This window comes from Nocardia sp. NBC_01730, from assembly GCF_035920445.1.
Taxonomy (GTDB): Bacteria; Actinomycetota; Actinomycetes; order Mycobacteriales; family Mycobacteriaceae; genus Nocardia.
In genome coordinates this window covers 2,741,960-2,760,835 of record NZ_CP109162.1, presented here as the reverse complement: position 1 = coordinate 2,760,835, position 18,876 = coordinate 2,741,960, and the positions used below count along the sequence as shown (strand labels likewise).

Sequence of the window (18,876 nt, the reverse complement as noted above, 5' to 3'; positions counted from 1 at the left end):
GCTTCGGATGCCGATGCGGCTCGACAAACCGGATGGAAGATGACCGCCCCGCACACCTCGGTTTTCACCCCTGTGGCCGCCGAACTGCCGCCGAATATCAGCGCCGATACCGTGAGCTCGCTCAACGTCGATCTGGCTGACGACCACGTCGCGACCCTCACCGGCAAGGACAAGTCGGAGTTGGCGGCCATCGCCGCGGATGCGCGATCTCACGGAATCCCGCTGAGCATCGTGGTAGTTCCCGGCAATCCAGGCCACGACTCGAGCCTACGTGACCTGGCCACCGAGGTGGGCAAGACACAGCACGGCACCGTCGTCGTTTTGAGCGACGACTGGGTCGGCACGTACAGCGACTCGGTGAGTCGTGTGCGGCTGGAATGGGCCGAGGACGCCTCGAAGGAGACGCACGGTAAGAGTTCGGAGGCTGCCACTATCTTCGTCGGCCGTCTGGAGGCCCCGGAATCCGTGTCGTGGACCGCCATCACCTCCGTGCTGCTGGTCGGGACACTGGCCGCCATCGGCGCGCTGTACGGGATCAAGGCCAGGCGGGCGCGGCGGAGCGAGGGCACGCTCGTGCGGAGTTCCAGCGACCTGCGGCTGCGGGAGGACGCGGCGCCCGACATTCAGGCGATCTAGCGCGGAGGCCGTTCGTGTGTCGGTGTTCAGCCGACTGATTACCGTCGCCGGACGACGACCGTCGACGGGTCCGGTTCTGTAGCCGATCCGACCTTTGTCGTGCGGTATGTCCCCGATCGGTAGCGGTCCTGCGCGTCCGGCTGAATGGCCGTCCGCGAGCGCCCGCCCTCATCGGTTGCACCGGAATCGCACAGGTACCGCCGATCGCTTCGGCGGGCCGGCTCCGGCAGCGCCGGATCGTGCGATGGCAGCCGGGTGCCCCCTATCGATCCTGCCGGTGCGACTCGGCGCCTACCCAGACGCTGGTTTCCTGTCAGTTAATTTTCTGAACGTCTGGTTTGTCCTACCTCGAGAAGCCTAAGCGCCATGTGGCAAATTCTTGGCAAAGATAAAATTACGCGTATGTAGTTCTGTTGCGGGAGTTTTCTCAGTGACTCGAGTGTCGTACGGTTCGAATGGTTACTGCTGGGGAATAAGTGTTTCCAGAGGCCATCTGTCGGCCACCGTGCGTCATGGTTCCGCTGATGCTCATGAGGCATTGCTGGAATCCGGTCCTTGGGAGGTGCGATGCACAATAACGGCGAGTTCGCCCAACGGCGCCCGTTGTGGGTCGCCATTGGATTGCTGGCCGCGGTTTCCGTGCTGGTCGCCACAGGGCCGGCCGCCGCAGTGCCGCCACCGCCGCCGAATCCAAGCGACAGCCAGATCGCCGAGGCCGGAGCGCGGGTCGACGCGGGGATCACCGAGGTGAGCACTTTGATCAACCAGGTCGCCGCAGTCGACCAGGAGCTGCGGCAACTCGACGACGCGGTCGCGCGAAAGCGCGAAGATGTCAACAAGGCACTGGTCGACTTGCAGACCGCGCGCACCGCGGCCGACGCGGCCGCCGTTGTGGTCGCCGACACCCAGCGCGAATTGGCTACCGCAGGAACGCGAGTCGGTCAGGCGCGGCGCAACTTCGACCAGTTCGCCGCCCAGGCGTACACCCGGCCGGCCTCCGAGTCGATGGTCACCTACCTCGCGGCCGCCACCCCGGCACGCGCGCTCGATCAAGCCGAGCTGCTGAACTTGGTCTCGAAGAACCAGCGGCAGGTGCTCGACAGCCTGCGCCGCGCGCAGATCGATCAGGGCAACAAGAACTCCGGCGCGCGCCAGGCGAAGTCCGCCGCCGACGCGGCCGCGGCTACCGCCGAGGCGAGGAAGACCGACGCGCAGAACGCGGTCGCCGCCGCCAAGGCGGAGCTCGACCAACAGGCCGCGCAGCGCGACGACCTGCTCCGCCGGCGCCAGGACGCGCAGGGACGGCTCGGTCTGGCGCGGCAGAACGTGGCGGGTCTGCGGGACCAGCGCGACGCGTTCCTGGCCTGGGACGCGCAGCGCACGGCGGAGGAATCCGCGGTGCGTGCGGCCGCCGCCGCTGCCGCCGCTCGCGCCGCTGCCGACCAGGCCGCCCGCGACCGCGCCGCCCAGCTCGGTGCAGGCAAGCGTCCGCACACCCAGATCGAGGACACGCCGCCGCGGCGGAGTTCCCCGCGGGCGACCATGCCCTCGGTCGGCGGTTCCGCGGCGATCGAGATCGTGGTCGATCGGGCCATGTCGCAGCTGGGCGTCACCTACGCCTGGGGCGGCGGCGACGAGGACGGACCGACACTGGGTATCCGCGACGGCGGCGTCGCCGACAATCACGGCGACTACAACAAGGTGGGCTTCGACTGCTCGGGGCTGATGGTCTACGCCTTCGCGGGCATCGGGGTCTCGTTGCCGCACTACAGCGGCTATCAGTACAACGCGGGCACGCGGGTGCCGGTGGGGCAGCGCGAACGTGGGGACATGCTGTTCTGGGGGCCGAACGGCAGCCAGCACGTGGCTCTATATCTCGGTAACGGGAAAATGGTCGAGGCGCCGCAGTCCGGCGACGTGGTCAAGGTGTCCGCGGTCCGCGAAGGCGGCATCATGCCGTACGCGGTCCGTGTCGCCTCCTGACATATCAGACATTCCGGGTGTCGAGCGGGCTGGCGGAAATCGTCGAATTCCGTTCATGTCGGGTCCGGGTGCGGCACAGGCGGCCATTACCTGGAATAGTTGTGGCAGCACGCACAGGACCAAGGCGAAAGCGGGGATGTTGGTGACTTCGACGGACGGTGTGAGTGGGGCGAATTTGGCGAAAGACGCGCCTGCCTCCGCGCCCAGCACCCTCGAGCGTGACGTCCAGACCCTGGAGAAGGCGATCTACGAGGTCAAGCGGGTGATCGTGGGCCAGGATCGTCTGGTCGAGCGGTTGCTCGTCGGCGTGCTCGCGCGTGGCCACGTCCTGCTCGAGGGCGTGCCGGGTATCGCGAAGACGCTTGCGGTGGAAACGTTCGCGAAGGTGGTCGGCGGTTCGTTCGCCCGCGTGCAGTTCACGCCCGACCTGGTGCCCACCGACCTCATCGGTACCCGTATCTACCGGCAGGGCCGCGAGGAATTCGATACCGAGCTCGGCCCGGTCGTCGCGAACTTCGTACTCGCCGACGAGATCAACCGCGCACCCGCCAAGGTGCAGTCGGCGCTGCTCGAGGTGATGGCAGAACGGCACTTGTCGATCGGCGGCAAGACCTACCCGATGCCTGATCCGTTCCTGGTGATGGCGACCCAGAACCCGATCGAGAGCGAGGGCGTGTATCCGCTGCCGGAGGCGCAGCGCGACCGCTTCCTGTTCAAGGTCGTCGTCGACTACCCCTCCGTGGAGGAGGAGCGCGAGATCATCTACCGGATGGGCGTCACCCCACCGGAGGCAGGCCGGATCCTGCAGCCGGAGGACCTGATCCGCCTGCAGAAGGTCGCGGCCAACACCTTCGTGCACCACGCGCTGGTCGACTACGTGGTCCGGGTGATCGCGGCGACCCGCAAGCCCGCCGACTTCGGCATGCAGGACGTGGCCAACTGGATCTCCTACGGCGCCTCACCGCGCGCCAGCCTCGGCATCATCGCCGCGGCCCGCGCCGTCGCGCTGATCCGCGGCCGCGATTACGTCGTGCCGCAAGATGTCGTCGAAGTGATCCCGGACGTGCTGCGCCACCGGCTTGTGCTGTCCTACGACGCGCTCGCCGACGAGATCAGCCCGGAGGACGTCATCAAGCGTGTGCTGCAGACCGTCGGCCTGCCGCAGGTCGCGCCGCAGGCCGTCGCTCCGGGTGCGCCGGCCGCGCCGCTGGCTCCGGCCGCTCCGTCGCAGCAGCCTCCGCAGCAGCAGATCCCACCGTCGCCCTCGCCGCAGCAGCAGGCCGTGCCGCACCCGCCGAACGGGCAGCAGTCCCAGCCCGCCGGCAACTTCCCGTCGAAGTGACGTCGGCATCGGATCCGGTTGCCCCAGTGCCGATGTCGTCGCACGCACCGCCATCGTTTCGATCGGGGGAGCTGACCGATCCGCGGCTGTCGGTCGCGCTGAAGACCCTTGAGCTCACCGTGCGCCGCAGACTCGACGGCGTGCTGCACGGCGACCACCTCGGTCTCATCCCGGGGCCCGGCTCCGAGCCGGGAGAGGCGCGTACCTACCAGCCGGGTGACGATGTGCGCCAGATGGATTGGTCGGTCACCGCCCGCACCACCCATCCGCACGTGCGGCAGATGATCGCCGACCGGGAGCTGGAAACCTGGATGGTGGTCGACCTGTCGGCCAGCCTCGACTTCGGTACCGCCGCCTGCCAGAAGCGTGATCTCGCGATCGCCGCCGCGGCCGCCATCACCTATCTGACCAGCGGCGGCGGCAACCGGATCGGTGCGGTCGTCGCGACGGGCGAGCAGTTGGTCCGCATTCCCGCGCGCAGCGGGCGGGTCCATGCCCAGTCGATGCTGCGCAGCATCGCGACCACGCGGCACGCGCGTGACGGCGTGCGCGGTGACCTGCGCGGCGGCATCGAGTCGCTGCGCCGCCCGCAGCGCAAACGCGGGCTCGCGGTGATCGTCAGCGACTTTCTCGGTGACATCGACTGGCAGCGCTCGCTGCGCGCCATCTCCGCCAGGCACGATCTGCTCGCGGTCGAGGTGCTCGACCCGCGCGACCTGTCACTGCCCGATATGGGCGATGTCGTGCTGCACGATCCGGAGACCGGGCGCACCCGCGAGTTCAGCGTGACCCCCACGCTGCGCGCCGATTTCGCGGCTGCCGCCCAGCGCCACCGCCAGCAGGTCGAACAGGCCCTGCGCGGCTGTGGCGCCCCGGTGCTCACCCTGCAAACCGATCGGGACTGGATCGCCGACGTGGTCCGGTTCGTGTCCACCCGGCGCCACAGCTTCGGCGCCCCGACCGGGCGGGTGCCACGCCAGTGAGTATTTCGCATTTCACCGCACAGCTCTGGCTCGGATTCCTGGCAGTCGTCGCACTGATCGCGCTCGGCTACATCCTGGTGCAGCGAAGCAGGCACAAGCACATGTTGAAGTTCACCAACATGGAGCTGCTGGAGAAGGTCGCGCCCTCGCGGCCGAGCCCATTTCGGCACGTGGCTGTCGCGCTCATGCTGGTCGGCCTGGTGTTCCTCACCGTCGCCGCGGCCGGGCCTACGGCGGTGAAGAAGGTGCCGCGCAACCGCGCGACCGTCATGTTGGTGATGGACGTCTCGCTGTCCATGGAGGCCACCGACGTGCCGCCGAGCAGGCTGCAGGTGGCGCAGAAGGCGGGCAAGGAGTTCGTCGACGGCCTGACCCCCGGTATCAACCTCGGCTTCGTCACCTTCGCGGGCACCGCGTCGGTGATGGTGCCGCCGACCGTGAACCGGGAATCGGTCAAGGCGGCCATCGACAACATCAAGCTCGCCGAGCGCACCGCCACCGGTGAGGGCATTCTCACCGCTCTGCAGTCGATCGAGACACTGGCCACCGTGCTCGGCGGCGCGGAGACGCCGCCGCCGGCGCGGATCGTGCTGATGTCCGACGGCAAGCAGACTGTGCCCGACGACAAAGACGTCGACAACCCCCGCCACGGTTTCACCGCCGCGCGGCTGGCCAAGAGCAAAGGCGTTCCGGTGTCGACCATTTCGTTCGGCACCGAGTGGGGATCGGTGGAGATCCCCGACCAGGACGGCAAGGGGACGCAGCGGGTGAAGGTGCCCGTCGACAATGATTCGCTGCGTGAGATCGCCAAGCTCTCCGGCGGCGACTTCTACACCGCCTCCAGCCTCGCCGAGCTGACCGCCGTGTACGACACCCTCGAACAGCAGATCGGCTATGAGATGACCAGGGGCGACGCCAGCAGGCCCTGGCTGCTGCTCGGCATGTTGCTCGTCTCCGCCGGTGTTGTGACCGGCTTGCTCTATCGTCAACGCCTGCCGTAGCGCGGACGCGACTGTGGCAGCACACGAAGGTGTGGAGCCCGGGCGCGGCGCACGAACCCGAACAGATAGGTTGGTCTTCATGTCGAACATCACGTCCCGGTCGGTCCTGGTGACCGGTGGTAACCGCGGCATCGGTCTCGCGGTCGCGCAGCGTCTGCTTGCCGACGGTCACAAGGTGGCCGTCACGCATCGTGGTTCGGGGGTGCCGGACGGGCTGTTCGGTGTGAAATGCGATGTGACCGACAGTGAGTCGGTGGATCGTGCGTTCACCGAGGTGGAGCAGCACCAAGGCCCGGTCGAGGTGCTGGTGGCCAACGCGGGCATCACCGACGACACCCTGCTCATGCGGATGACCGAGGAGCAGTTCACCCGGGTTATCGACGCCAATCTGACCGGTGCGTTCCGGGTAGCCAAGCGGGCCAACCGAGCGATGTTGCGGGCGCGCTGGGGCCGTCTGATCTTCCTGGGCTCGGTGGTCGGTATGGGTGGCGGGCCAGGCCAGATCAACTACGCCGCCTCCAAGGCGGGCGTGATCGGTATGGCGCGCTCGATCACCCGTGAACTCGGCTCGCGGTCGATCACCGCCAACGTCGTCGCGCCGGGGTTCATCGAGACGGACATGACTGCGGAACTGGACGAGAAGTACCGCGATATGGCGAAGCAGTTCATTCCCCTGCAGCGGCTCGGTCAGCCGGAAGACGTTGCGGCCGTGGTGAGCTTCCTGGCCTCCGAGGACTCGGCCTATGTCTCCGGCGCCGTGATTCCGGTCGACGGCGGTATGGGCATGGGCCACTGAGCTGACCGAAGGCCACGCGGTGCCGACATCTTCGGGCCGCAAGTAACTCAGACATTCGACTTCAGGAGAACCGAGAACTCATGGGCGGACTGCTCGAAGGCAAGACCATTCTGGTCACCGGCATCATCACCGATTCGTCGATCGCGTTCCACGCGGCGGCGGTGGCGCAGGAGCAGGGCGCGAAGGTGATCATCACCGGTATCCCGGAGCGGCTGCGGCTGATCGACCGGATTGCCAAGCGACTGCCGCAGGAGGTTCCGCCTGCGATCGGGCTCGACGTCACCAGCGAGGAGGACCTCGCCGCGCTCGCCGACAAGGTGCGTGAGCTGGCGCCGGAAGGGCTCGACGGGCTGCTGCACTCGATCGCGTTCGCGCCGCGAACCCTGATGGGGCCGGAGGCGCGTCCGTTCCTCGATGGCCCCGGCCCGGACGCCGCCAAGGCGTTCGAGATCTCGGCATGGAGCTACGCGTCGCTGTCGCGCGCGGTGCTCCCGGTGATGAACGAGGGCGGCTCGATCGTCGGCATGGACTTCGATCCGCGCACCGCGATGCCGTTCTACAACTGGATGGGCGTGGCGAAGGCGGCGCTGGAGTCGGTGAACCGGTACGTGGCACGGGAAGTGGGCACGGCCAAGAAGATCCGCTCGAACCTGATCGCCGCGGGCCCGATCAAGACACTGGCCGCCAAGGCGATCGCGGGCACCGCGACCGACGACGCCGCCAAGCTGAACCAGCTCAACACCTACTGGGACGGCGCGTCGCCGATCGGCTGGGACGTCGACGACCCGACGGTGGTGGCGAAGTCGATCGTCGCGCTGCTGTCGGACTGGCTGCCCGGCACCACGGGCTCGATCATCTACGTCGACGGCGGCGCCAGCCACAACACCTGGTTCCCGGAGAACATGTCGATCAACTGAGCCGGATTCGGGAGGAGGCGCTGTGGTTCGTGCTGCCGACGCGCTGCTGCTGCTGTCCTTCGGCGGCCCGGAGCGCCCCGAGGACGTGATGCCGTTCCTGGAGAACGTCACCCGGGGTAGGGGAGTGCCGCGCGAACGCCTCGAAGAGGTCGCCGAACACTACCGGCATTTCGGCGGCGTCTCGCCGATCAACGCGCTCAACCGCGACATCATCGCTGCGGTCGAGACCGAATTATCCACGGCGGGTATCGATCTGCCGGTCTACTTCGGTAACCGGAACTGGGATCCCATGGTGGAGGACACCGTCGCGCGGATGGCCGCCGACGGTGTCGGCTCGGCGCTGGTGTTCCCGACCTCGGCGTGGGGCGGTTACTCCGGCTGCCTGCAGTACCACGAGGACATCGCAAGGGCACGTACGGCTTTCGGCGCGGGCGCGCCGGAACTGGTGAAACTGCGCCAGTATTTCGACCATCCACTGCTGATCGAGGCATTCGCCGACGCGATTCGCGCGGCGTGCGATCGCCTTCCGGTCGAGCGCCGTGCGGGCGCGCGACTGGTGTTCACCGCGCACTCCATTCCGGTGTCGGCCGACGCCACCGCGGGCCCGCCCGCCGACGGTGGCCGCCTGTACAGCCGTCAGGTCGCCGACGCCGCGCGATTGTGCGCCGCCGCAACCGGTTTCACCGACTACGACCTAGTGTGGCAGTCCAGGTCCGGCCCACCGCAGGTGCCGTGGCTGGAGCCTGACATCGTCGACCACCTCGACGACCTTGCGGCCAAGGATGTCGAGGCGGTCGTCGTCTGCCCGGTCGGCTTCGTCTCCGACCACCTCGAGGTCATCTGGGATCTCGACAACGAGGCCGCGCAGAAGGCAGCCGAACTCGGCATGGCGTTCGCCCGCGCCGCCACGCCGGGCACCGATCGCCGTTTCGCGAAGCTGGTCGTCGAACTGATCTCCGAGTACCTGGGCGAGGCCGAACCCCGAGGGCTAGGCGAGGTCCCGGGTTACGGCTGCACCTCCGACGGCACCCCGTGCGCCATCGGTTGCTGCACCCCACCGCGCCGTCCCACAACTGGGAAGTGACGTGAATCAGGCGAGATAGCATCGACTGCGCCTGAGACCGATCGCTGAATCCACTTCCTAGGGGGTAACTCTCGATGACCTATGCCGACGTGCTGACCAATGCCGCGGTGCTCGATCCACATGCCTGGTCCGACACGAGTGTGTGGACCGTGGCACTGGATTCGACCGAGGCCAGGCGGCGCGGTCGCAGCAGCGGCAGCGGCGGTTCGATCTGGGTCGGCGTCCTCTGCATCGGAGTCGTGGTCGTCGGCATCGGGCTCGCGATCTGGTTGAGCAAGAGGAACAACTCGAATCGGCCGCAGCCATATGCGCCACAGCAGTACCCGCAATCGCAGCCGCCGCAGTATCAGCAGCCGTATCCACCTCAGCAGGATCAGCAGGCCCAGCAGGGTTTCGGGGCGCCACCGCAGTATCAGCAGCCCTACCCGCCGCAGCCGCAGCAGTACCAACCGCAGCAGCAGCAGTACCAGCACCAGCAGCAGCAGCAGTACCAACCGCCCTACCCGCCGCAGCAGTAGCTCATCCTGTGTGCGGCGCCGCTCGGTCAGAAGCCCGCGCTAGGTAGCCGGATGTAGACGCCGGGAAAGTCGGGGCGGGCGGTGCCCTTGCCTCAGGATGTGAGGGCCGCGAGGCGGCCATCGACGGGAAGAGGCCCACCACTGTCGTATCGAGCGGTGTCGGCGTCGGGGGAGCCCGCGCAGAGCATCGTCCGTGGGTCGAAGGCCGATGGCGGCAAGCCGCGGGTAATCCACCGTCGCCGCCTCGGTGCCGCCCACGATCGCGGAGGCCGGGGCGAACGGGCCGAGACCGATCAGTACGGCGATGAGGGCCGCAGCGCGCCACGACGGGAAATGCGCATGTCACACCGCCCGCTGGGAAGATCGCCGTTCGGCCTGTTCAACCAGATCGGCGCGGGTTCAGTGGTTGCTGCGTGCCGACGCGTGCACCGCGACCAGCCGCGCCGCGCGGATCGCGTCCCAGAGCGGGCGCAGTAGCGATTCTTGCGCGCCGATCGCGCTGGCGGAGGTGGGTGAGGCGGCCGGCTCCCGCTGCGCCACCGTGAGGATGGCCGCGACATGGTCGGCGGTATCCAGAATCCGCCTGGCGCGCAAGGGGATCGAGCCCGGGTAGTCGTGTCGGGAGTAGTCGGCGAGTTCGGCCTCGATGAGCTCGCGCGGATCGGAGTCGGCCGCGCCGACGGAGGTGGTGTGGAGTTTCATCAGCGCGTCGGCGGCGTCGCGGACCGCTTCGCGCATCGCGTATTCGGCCTCGCCGAGCGACATGTCGGAGCCCGGTGTCGAGGGGATGGGCGTGCTGTAGACGGTCCACTGCAGGGTGTCGTCGTCGGCCCACTGTGGGATGAGGCCGGTGCCGTCGGCGCCGGGGACGCCGATCAGCATGCCCTCCTCCGCGTCGATCGCATCGGCGGCGAACGCTGTACCCCCGGGCAGGCCGCGTACGTCGCCGGGGACCGGAAGCACCAGCCGCACCTGTGCGCCGGGCCGCGCCATGGTCTCGCGAATCACTTTGAGCAGCGCCATGACCCCGCTCCCCGGCAGATTGCCGTGTGAAGACCAAGGCAGGTCGGTGCGGCCGCCGGTGACCGGGTCACCCGCCGCGATGGTGTGCCTCGGCGCCCATGCATGCAGGGCAGCCAAGACGTCGTCGGGCGCACTGCAGCCGGCCAGCCAAGAGCCGGCCCACACCGTCAGCGTCGCACTTGGAGAGCACATAATTATCGAGCATAAAGGTTCGCGCTACTCCCGGGCATCCGTGCGGCGAGCATTCGTGAGCTGCGCGCGGTGACGGGCGGACCATCCGCGGCCGCCGCGTCGTCCGCACCGGCATCTCCTGGCGTGGCTGCCGCACCTGCCTTCTGGGATTCGGCCTAATCCGGTGCGGTGACGAAGTCGATCAGGCGTTCCACCGCGCCGAGCAAGGGCGCTTCCAGATCGCGGAAGGACGTTACGGCGTCGTACACCCGCCGCCAGCCGTCCTGCGGGGTGCCCCAGCCGAGGCGCGTGCAGATGCCGGTCTTCCAATCCTCGCCGCGGGGCACCTGCGGCCATTGCGCGATTCCGACGGCCGCGGGCAGCACCGCCTGCCACACATCGATGAACGGATGTCCGGTCACCAGCACGTGCGGCCCGAGGCCGGTGGTCAGCTGTGTCTCCTTGGACCCGGTGACCAGGTGGTCGACCAGTACACCGACCCGGCGTCCCGGACCTGGTTCGAACTCCGTCAGCCGCTCGGCCAGGTTGTCCAAGCCCTCCAGATGCTCGACCACCACACCCTCGACTCGCAGATCGTGGCCCCACACCCGCTCCACCAGCGCGGCGTCGTGCACGCCCTCCACCCAGATCCGGCTACCGCGGGCCACCCTGGCCCGCAGGCCGTCCACCCTGGTCGAACCGGAGGCGGATCGGGTCGGCTTGCTCGACGGCGCGGCGGAGGGCCGGACCAGCGTCACGGGCTCGCCATCGATGAGGAACGCGGCCGTACGCAGCGCGAACAGGCGAACCACGCCGCGGGCGTCCTCCAGCTTCACGAACTCGCCGTCGTAGCTGCGGTCGAAACCGACCACGGCGCCGCAGAATCCGGTGGCGGCGTCCTCGACGACCAAGTCGCGTTCCGCAGTCACCGTCGGCACCGCCCGCTTTTTCGATCGAGGATGTCCGGAGAAGATGTCGCCATATCCGTCGCGCGCGCTCACCCGCCTCAAGCTAGCACCGCCGCTGTAAGTTTCGGTGTCACGGCCCGCGCGTCCCCGCGGCGAATTGATGCCGCGCGCTCGGGTCCTTCCTCACCCGAGATCATGATCGGCGCACTACAGTGGGTGGTGTGGCCGCAATCTTTTGGCTGGTCGCGGGCATCCTGCTCGCGGCGGCGGAAATGCTCACCGGGGACTTCACGCTGCTGATGCTCGGCGTCGCTGCGCTCGGCACCGCGGGCGTCAGCGCGGCGGCGGACACCTCGCTGGTGGTGGATGCCATTGTGTTCGCCGTGATCTCGGCGGTGCTGTTCCTCGGTGTCCGCCCGTACATCCGTCGGCGCTTCGGTACTCCGCCGCCGATTCCGACGAATGTGGACGCCTTGCCTGGTAAGACGGCGCTTGTGCTCGAACAGGTCGCGGCGCATTCCGGTCAGGTGAAGCTGGGCGGCGAGGTGTGGACCGCCCGGCCGATGGACACGAACGAGGTCTACGAGCCGGGTACGACCGTGTATGTCATGAAGATCGACGGCGCGACCGCCGTCGTCTGGAAGGGGCCGTAATGGCTGTACTGATCGTTGCCGCCGTTCTCATCCTTTTGGTCGTGGTGGTGGTCTTCAAGTCGATCGCGCTGGTGCCGCAGGCCGAAGCCGCGGTCATCGAGCGTCTCGGCCGTTATTCGCGCACCGTATCCGGCCAGCTCACGTTCCTCGTTCCGTTCGCCGATCGGATCCGGGCCAAGGTGGACCTGCGCGAGCGGGTGGTGTCCTTTCCGCCGCAGCCGGTGATCACCGAGGACAACCTGACCCTGCACATCGACACCGTGGTCTATTTCCAGGTGACCAGCCCCCAGGCGGCGGTGTACGAGATCAGCAACTACATCGCCGCGGTCGAGCAGCTGACCGTCACCACGCTGCGCAACGTGGTCGGCGGTATGACGCTCGAGCAGACGCTGACCTCCCGCGACTCGATCAACGGCCAGCTGCGCGGCGTGCTCGACGAGGCGACCGGCCGCTGGGGCCTGCGCGTCGCGCGGGTTGAGCTCAAGAGCATAGATCCGCCGCCGTCGATCCAGGAGTCGATGGAGAAGCAGATGAAGGCCGACCGCGAGAAGCGCGCCATGATCCTCACCGCGGAGGGCACGCGCGAATCGCAGATCAAGACGGCGGAGGGTTCCAAGCAAGCGCAGATCCTGTCCGCGGAAGGCGCCAAGCAGTCGGCGATCCTGGCCGCCGAAGGTGAACGGCAGAGCCGGATCCTGCGCGCGCAGGGTGAGCGAGCCGCCTCCTACCTGCAGGCGCAGGGCCAGGCCAAGGCCATCGAAAAGGTCTTCGCCGCCATCAAATCCGGCAAGCCCACGCCGGAACTGCTTGCCTACCAATACATGCAGACGCTGCCGATGGTCGCCCGCGGTGACGCCAACAAGGTGTGGCTGGTGCCCAGCGACTTCGGTAAGGCGCTCGAAGGGTTCGCCAAGAGTTTCGGCACCCAGGGTGAGGACGGTGTCTTCCGCTATGAACCGCGCGCGACCGACGGCTCGGAAGTCAAGCCCGAGGACGACTCCGACGTCGCGGACTGGTTCGACACCGCGCCCGACCCGACCATCGAGCGCGCCGTCCGTGCCGCCGAGGCCACGGCACGTACTCCGGTCGAGGGCATGACGCCGACACCACCGACGCCGGGTTACCAGCCCTCCCCGCATCAGCCGGTCATCCCCCCGCAGGAAGCCTTCCCGCCACAACAGCCGTCGCAACAGCAGCCTCCTGCTCATCGCCCCGACGATCCGCACGGCCGCCCCTGGCAGCCCCCGGAGAACTTGTCGAAGTAGTGCACCCACATCGCCCCGGATTCCGCTGGAGTCCGGGGCGATGTCGTCGGCTGTCGCGAAATTCGCTAGCCGAGTTTTCCGGAGGCGCGGACCGCCGCAACGATCACGTCGGCGACGCCGCGCATGCCCTGTGGGGTGGGGTGATAGGGAAGGAGGGTTTCGGTGGCGAGGACGGGGTCGAACCAGCGGACGCCGACGGGGGCGCACATGTCGTGGCCCTCCGAGGCGGTGCGGGTGTCGACGTAGGTGGCGCCGTTGGCGGCGGCGCCGCGGGCCACCACAGTGTTGAGGCGGTCGAATGCGGCCTGCACATGGACGGCGTCGGACGGGCGCAAGCCGACCACCTCGGGGCAACCGCCGTCACGGATGTAGAGCGGCCAGCCGTCGACGAAGACCTTCGCATTCGGGGCGAGGGTCGAGATCTGCCGCAATGCAGTCGAATACGACGCCGCGATACCGTCGATGTCGGCGTCCCAGCTGGGACCGGCACACGCACGGCCGAGGACTCCGGTCGCGTGGCAGGCGATGATGTGCTCCGCCATCAGGGCGTCGTTCGCCCCGATGTGCACCGTCACCAGTCGCGTGTTCGGGCCGAGGGCGTCGAACTGGGGCGCGATGCCCGGCCCCTGCGAGGTGGTGAGGTCCGGGATGCGGGCAGAGCTACAGGTGCGGTCGTCCAGCCGCAGGCCCAGATCCTGGGCGACCAGCTTCGGCGTGTCGGCAGTCGAGCGGATGCACCGCAGCGGGGCCGATGCGTCGAAATTGCGTACGCCGGTGGTGGCCGCGCCGGAATCGCCGAGCGCGACGTACTCGGCCCCTTCGGTGGGCACCGCACTGGTCGGGGCGGCGACGGCGACGGCGACCAAGGCGAGCAGGCTGGCGGTGATGGTTGTGACGCGCCGAAGATTCGCCATCTCGTGTTCCTGTCCGTTCGTCGGCTCGATGGTGCGACACGTACGTCCTGTGATCGGCAGGTTACCCGGGAAGCTGATCCCCGGCGGGCGGAATCGAGTGGCAGACTTCCAGGTATGACGACACCCGGATGGGCCGACGTGGACCGCTACATCGTGGACACACTGGTGGTGGATGAGGACTCCGAAGCGGCGTTGGGGGCGAACAAGGCGGCGGGGCTGCCTCCGATCGACGTGTCACCGGCGCAGGGGAAGTTCCTGCATCTGCTCGCCAGGACGGTCCGGGCGCGGCAGGTGCTGGAAATCGGCACGCTCGGTGGATACAGCACGATCTGGTTCGCCCGAGCGGTCGGCCCGAAAGGGCGGGTGGTCACCCTCGAGTTCGCGGCCCAGCACGCCGAGGTCGCTCGCGCGAACCTCGATCGGGCCGGTGTCGGCGACCGGGTGGAGATTCGCGTCGGCGCAGCGCTCGACAACCTGCCGGTGCTCGCGGAGGAGGACCCGGAGCCGTTCGACCTGGTGTTCATCGATGCGGACAAGGTGAACAACTCGAACTATGTGCTGTGGGCGCTGCGCCTGACCCGGCCCGGTTCGGTGATCGTCGTCGACAACGTGGTGCGCGGCGGCGCGCTCGCCGAGGAGCAGTCCGATGACCCGAACGCCCAGGCCGGCCGTGACCTGCTCGACCTGCTCGCCGCCGAACCGAGCCTGGACGCGACCGTGGTTCAGACCGTCGGCAGCAAGGGCTGGGATGGTTTCGCCTACGCCGTCGTGAACGGCGAGATCGGCGACTGAGCAGAACCTGCGGCGGAGATCCGGCCACTTCGCGGGCCCTGTCGGGCCGGTTGCCGGTGCCGTGCAGGTCGTCGGCCGGCTCGACAAGTCGACGCGGGCGGATTCGGCTATGGGATCAGGACCACCTTGCCGGTTGTCGCGCGCGTCTCCAGCGCGTGGTGGGCGGCGGCGGCCTTGTCGAGCGGAAAGCGGTGCACCGCTGGGCGCAGGCGACCGGCAGCCGCCTCGGCCATCGCGCGCTCCTCCAGTACGCGCAGATCCCCGCCGGCGCGCGCGAGCATCGGCGGGCCGATCACCACGTCGGAGGTGATGCCTCGCGCGGCCAGTTCGTCGGCCGAGAGCGACTGCGGCACTTGTTCATTCGATGTCCGGCCGGACCAGCCGTAGATCAGGTGCTGCCCGCCCTTGCCGAGCAGATCGACGGCGGCGCGGGCGATCTCGCCGCCCACCGAGTCGAACAGCACGCTCGCGCCGCGGTCGCCGATGCGCTCCCGAACCCGCTCCGGCCAGTCCGGTCGCAGGTAGTCCACGGCGAGATCGGCGCCGTTGCGCCGGACCTGATCGACTTTCGCTGGCCCACCGGCGAGCCCGATCACCGTCGCACCGGCATTCTTGCCGTACTGCACCAGCAGCGTGCCGATTCCGCCCGCGGCCGCGGTCACCACCGCGACGCTGTCGGGGCCCAGTTCGGTGAACTGGAGGATGCCCGCGGTGGTACGGCCGGTGCCGATCATCGCCACCGCCTCGGCCGGATCGAGGTTCCCCGGAATCTCGTGTAGCCGAGCGACTTCTGTCACGGCGAGCTCCGCGTAACCACCGGGCACCGCGCCGAGATGAGCAACTACCTGTGCACCGAGGTAACCCGGGTCGACATCGGCGCCGACATGGTCGACGGTGCCCGCGACCTCGCGGCCGGGGATGGTCGGCAGCTCCGGCAGGGGGAACGGTCCGGACTGGCCCTTCCGCAGCGTGGTGTCGACCAGGTGGACTCCAGCGGCGGCCACCGCGATGCGTACCTGCCCAGGGCCGGGCGCGGGGTCAGGGAGGGTTTCGTACCGGAGGTTCTCCGCTGGGCCGAAGGTATGGAGGCGAATGGCGTACACGGTGGCTCCTGTTCGTGATGCAGTTGCCGACCACCCTTCAACATCAAGTCAGGTTGGGGTCAAGGGCTTTCGGCGCGCCGCTCGTGCGGCGAACCCGTCGCAGAGTGCGTCGAGCCCGACGTAGAGCAGTTCCTCCTGGGTCAGATCGCTGGCGCCGCTGCCCTCGAGATCTACCAGCGCGGGCGGGACCGGCATCTGTGCTGCCCCTTTCAGCAGCGTCCGCAGCCCGTTGTCGCCCTCGGGATTCATGCCCTTGCGCGCCATCAGCGCGGCGCTGATCTCCGGCAGGGTGGCGCCGGAGATGTAGTTCCACACGGTGAAGGCCATGGTCGTCGCCTCGCGGGTGGAGACATCGAGTTCCAGAAACCCTTCGACCAGCCAGGCCAGGCAGGCCAGACTCTGCGGCCCGAAGCTGTAGCGTGGGGTGGCGAAGGTGAGCAGCACCCACGGATGTTGCCGATAGAGCGCCCAATCGATCTCGGCGGCGATACGTACCCGGTCACGCCAGGTCCACTGCCGACCCTCCGGCGAAGGGTACGGGTTACGCCGGGCTACCTCGTCGGTCATCGACGCCAGCAGCTCGTCCTTGTTGGCCACGTGGCGGTAGAGCGACATGGCGCCCACGCCCATCCGCTCGGCTATGCGCCGCATGGACAACGCGTCCAGGCCCTCGGTGTCGGCGAGCGCGATCGCGGTGTCGACGATGGCGGCGCGATTCAGCTTGGGTTCGGTCATCCCACGACTCGCTTTCGGTTCCGTGGCGGGTTGCGTACACTGTACCCGGACTCATGCGTACGGCGTACGCGGCACGGGAGAGGAAGTTCGGAATGACGGACCTCGAGGCGGTGCGGACCGCACCGGGCACGGTGGCCTCGCGGCGCGCCTGGCTGGGCCTTGCGGTATTGCTGCTGCCGGTGCTGCTGGTGTCGATGGACATCTCGGTGCTGTTCCTCGCGCTGCCGACCCTCACCGTCGACCTGGACCCGTCGGCGGACCAGCAACTGTGGATTCTCGATATCTATGGGTTCCTGATCGCGGGCCTGCTGATCACCATGGGCAACCTCGGTGACCGAATCGGCCGGCGCAACATCCTGCTGGCGGGCGCTACCGTCTTCGGGATAGCGTCGGTGATCGCGGCGTTCGCGCCGAGCGCGGGTGTACTCATCGCGGCGCGGGCACTGATGGGCGTCGGCGGCGCGACCCTTCTGCCGTCCAGCCTGGCGCTGATCTCCAGCCTTTTTTCCGACGCCCGCGAGCGGGCCGCCGCGATCGGCGTCTGGACGGCGTTCTTCGCGGGCGGCTCGGCCGTCGGGCCGATCATCGGTGGCGTGCTGCTGCACCAGTTCTGGTGGGGTTCGGTGTTTCTCATCAACATTCCGGTGCTGCTGATCCTGCTCGCGTTCGGTCCGTTCGTGTTGCCGGAACATCGGGCAGGCGTGCTCGGTCCGCTGGACCTGCCGAGCGTCATGCTGTCCATCGGCGGCATTCTGCCGATGGTGTACGGCATCAAGCACGCGGCGACCGAGGGGATCGATGCGCAGGCGACCGTCATCGCGCTGATCGGTGCGGTGATCCTGGCCGTGTTCGTCCGCAGGCAGCGCCATCTCGACGAACCGCTGCTGGACCTGGGGCTGTTCGGCAGGGCCCAGTTCTCGGTGGCCATCGGTTCCAGCCTCGCCGGCATGATGTCGCTGGCGGGCATGAGCTACCTCACCAGCATCTACCTGCAATCGGTGACCGGACGCGAGCCGCTGGCCGCGGCGTTGCTCGGCATTCCGATGGCGATCGCGGTGTTCGTCTGTTCGATGAGCGGCGCGCGGGTCGGCCACCGGCTCGGCGTGCGCACCACGTTCGTGTTCGCGCTGCTCGCCTCGGCGGTCGGCAACCTGATGCTGCTCGGCGTCGGCGTGCACGGCGGTCTCTGGTGGTATCTGACCGGGTCCACCGTGGCCGGAATCGGTTACGGCCTCGCCTTCACGCTGGTGTCGGACGTCGCGGTGTCGTCGGTGCCGCCAGAACGGGCCGGGTCGGCCGTCGGTATTTCCGAGACCAGCTTCGAGCTGGGCAACGCGCTGGGGCTCGCGCTGCTCGGTTCGCTTGCGGCGCTGATCTTCCGGTCCGGGGGCGACTACGCGGCCACACTCGGCGAGACCATCCAGAATGCCGACGGCAATGCGGCTTTGATCGAGTCGGCGCGCGAATCATTTGTCAGCGGAATGCATATCGCGGTGGCGGTCGGCGCGACGGTGCTCGTGGCGATGGCGCTGATCGCATGGTTCGCCTCGCCCGCGAAGCGGTGAGCGGGCCCACCGGAACACCGCGGTCACGAAAACACCGCGGTCACGAACACTGTCGGTGCCTGCCTGATGTGCGGCGGTTGACCGGATCACCTCTCTCGTCCGATCGGGAGAAATGATCAAGGTTGTTCGACGAGGTGGACCGGGACATCCGGGCGATCCGATTGCCGAAGTGGGGCACGTCGTGGAAGCCGAGGAACCTGTTCCTTGGCTGGTTGTCGACGAAGACGCACGCTGGCACTGCGTAACCGGTGGCGCGGCTTGCTCGCGGTGTCGGGTTCGGTCGTGGTCGGGGCGGCGAACGGGTTTCGCTGCTCGCCGAGAAGGCGGGGCTGCTCTTCGGCGACCTGGCTGTCCTACGGCAGACACTGATTGCGGCGCTCGATACCCTGCCGCCACGCGAACGTGAGATAGTCGTCGTGCGCGCTCTCAACAGGTGAGCCCTTTGGCCGACAACGGCATTCGCCGACCGCCACTACCCGCGGATCGG

Annotated in this window: 19 protein-coding genes; 14 read left to right on the top strand and 5 right to left on the bottom strand. The window is 68.2% G+C overall.

Annotated elements, in window-relative coordinates:
* The first annotated feature begins 39 nt into the window (after positions 1-39).
* The 9 genes from OHB12_RS10565 (at position 40) to OHB12_RS10525 (ending at position 9,260) form a co-directional block, all read left to right on the top strand.
* A complete protein-coding gene (locus OHB12_RS10565; protein ID WP_327118538.1) occupies positions 40-636 on the top strand; it encodes an Rv1476 family membrane protein in 597 nt (198 codons plus the stop codon).
* Between the two features lie 567 nt (positions 637-1,203).
* Positions 1,204-2,619 (top strand): NlpC/P60 family protein, encoded by a 1,416-nt coding sequence (locus OHB12_RS10560; protein WP_327118536.1) that lies wholly within the window; start codon positions 1,204-1,206, stop codon positions 2,617-2,619.
* 136 nt (positions 2,620-2,755) lie between these two features.
* Positions 2,756-3,961: an AAA family ATPase gene (locus OHB12_RS10555; protein WP_327118534.1), complete on the top strand. Its 1,206-nt coding sequence runs from the start codon at positions 2,756-2,758 to the stop codon at positions 3,959-3,961.
* 32 nt (positions 3,962-3,993) lie between these two features.
* Complete coding sequence (locus OHB12_RS10550; RefSeq protein WP_327120996.1) at positions 3,994-4,944, top strand: DUF58 domain-containing protein; 951 nt, start codon at positions 3,994-3,996, stop codon at positions 4,942-4,944.
* Entirely contained in the window at positions 4,941-5,945 is a 1,005-nt protein-coding gene (locus OHB12_RS10545; protein ID WP_327118532.1) for a VWA domain-containing protein, read from the top strand. The genes OHB12_RS10550 and OHB12_RS10545 overlap by 4 nt, the downstream gene beginning before the upstream one ends.
* Before the next feature lie 79 nt (positions 5,946-6,024).
* A complete protein-coding gene (gene fabG1 / locus OHB12_RS10540) occupies positions 6,025-6,741 on the top strand; it encodes a 3-oxoacyl-ACP reductase FabG1 (RefSeq protein WP_327118530.1) in 717 nt (238 codons plus the stop codon).
* 80 nt (positions 6,742-6,821) lie between these two features.
* Positions 6,822-7,658 carry an NADH-dependent enoyl-ACP reductase InhA gene (gene inhA / locus OHB12_RS10535; protein ID WP_327118527.1) on the top strand — a complete coding sequence of 279 codons (837 nt, stop codon included), beginning with the start codon at positions 6,822-6,824 and terminating at the stop codon, positions 7,656-7,658.
* Positions 7,659-7,680: 22 nt separating this feature from the next.
* Positions 7,681-8,742, top strand: coding sequence for a ferrochelatase (locus OHB12_RS10530; protein WP_327118525.1), 1,062 nt, complete (start codon positions 7,681-7,683; stop codon positions 8,740-8,742).
* A 74-nt stretch (positions 8,743-8,816) separates the two neighbouring features.
* A complete protein-coding gene (locus OHB12_RS10525; RefSeq protein ID WP_327118523.1) occupies positions 8,817-9,260 on the top strand; it encodes a hypothetical protein in 444 nt (147 codons plus the stop codon).
* A 399-nt stretch (positions 9,261-9,659) separates the two neighbouring features.
* Here the strand turns inward: OHB12_RS10525 and OHB12_RS10520 are convergent, their stop codons facing one another.
* Together OHB12_RS10520 and OHB12_RS10515 are read right to left on the bottom strand one after the other, a co-directional pair.
* Entirely contained in the window at positions 9,660-10,475 is an 816-nt protein-coding gene (locus OHB12_RS10520; protein WP_327118521.1) for a hypothetical protein, read from the bottom strand.
* Between the two features lie 155 nt (positions 10,476-10,630).
* Entirely contained in the window at positions 10,631-11,455 is an 825-nt protein-coding gene (locus OHB12_RS10515) for a DUF3097 domain-containing protein (RefSeq protein WP_327118519.1), read from the bottom strand.
* A gap of 128 nt (positions 11,456-11,583) precedes the next feature.
* Between OHB12_RS10515 and OHB12_RS10510 the strand changes: the two genes are divergently transcribed.
* Positions 11,584-12,015, top strand: coding sequence for an NfeD family protein (locus tag OHB12_RS10510; RefSeq protein WP_327118517.1), 432 nt, complete (start codon positions 11,584-11,586; stop codon positions 12,013-12,015).
* Positions 12,015-13,280 (top strand): SPFH domain-containing protein, encoded by a 1,266-nt coding sequence (locus OHB12_RS10505; RefSeq protein WP_327118515.1) that lies wholly within the window; start codon positions 12,015-12,017, stop codon positions 13,278-13,280. Before OHB12_RS10510 ends, OHB12_RS10505 begins: the two co-directional genes overlap by 1 nt.
* A 65-nt stretch (positions 13,281-13,345) precedes the next feature.
* Here the strand turns inward: OHB12_RS10505 and OHB12_RS10500 are convergent, their stop codons facing one another.
* Positions 13,346-14,194 (bottom strand): SGNH/GDSL hydrolase family protein, encoded by an 849-nt coding sequence (locus OHB12_RS10500; RefSeq protein WP_327118513.1) that lies wholly within the window; start codon positions 14,192-14,194, stop codon positions 13,346-13,348.
* A gap of 114 nt (positions 14,195-14,308) precedes the next feature.
* Here OHB12_RS10500 and OHB12_RS10495 point away from each other — a divergent pair, with 114 nt between their 5' ends.
* Complete coding sequence (locus tag OHB12_RS10495; RefSeq protein ID WP_327118511.1) at positions 14,309-14,986, top strand: O-methyltransferase; 678 nt, start codon at positions 14,309-14,311, stop codon at positions 14,984-14,986.
* A gap of 107 nt (positions 14,987-15,093) precedes the next feature.
* On the opposite strand, the gene OHB12_RS10490 is transcribed toward OHB12_RS10495, so the two are convergent.
* Together OHB12_RS10490 and OHB12_RS10485 are read right to left on the bottom strand one after the other, a co-directional pair.
* Positions 15,094-16,089, bottom strand: coding sequence for a zinc-binding dehydrogenase (locus tag OHB12_RS10490; RefSeq protein ID WP_327118509.1), 996 nt, complete (start codon positions 16,087-16,089; stop codon positions 15,094-15,096).
* 48 nt (positions 16,090-16,137) lie between these two features.
* The gene (locus OHB12_RS10485) at positions 16,138-16,824 is read right to left on the bottom strand and encodes a TetR/AcrR family transcriptional regulator (protein WP_327118507.1); all 687 of its coding nucleotides are present in this window, start codon (positions 16,822-16,824) and stop codon (positions 16,138-16,140) included.
* A gap of 92 nt (positions 16,825-16,916) precedes the next feature.
* On the opposite strand from OHB12_RS10485, the gene OHB12_RS10480 reads away from it, so the two are divergent.
* Together OHB12_RS10480 and OHB12_RS10475 are read left to right on the top strand one after the other, a co-directional pair.
* A complete protein-coding gene (locus OHB12_RS10480; protein WP_327118505.1) occupies positions 16,917-18,389 on the top strand; it encodes an MFS transporter in 1,473 nt (490 codons plus the stop codon).
* A gap of 248 nt (positions 18,390-18,637) precedes the next feature.
* Complete coding sequence (locus OHB12_RS10475; protein ID WP_327118503.1) at positions 18,638-18,826, top strand: hypothetical protein; 189 nt, start codon at positions 18,638-18,640, stop codon at positions 18,824-18,826.
* Positions 18,827-18,876: the final 50 nt, after the last annotated feature.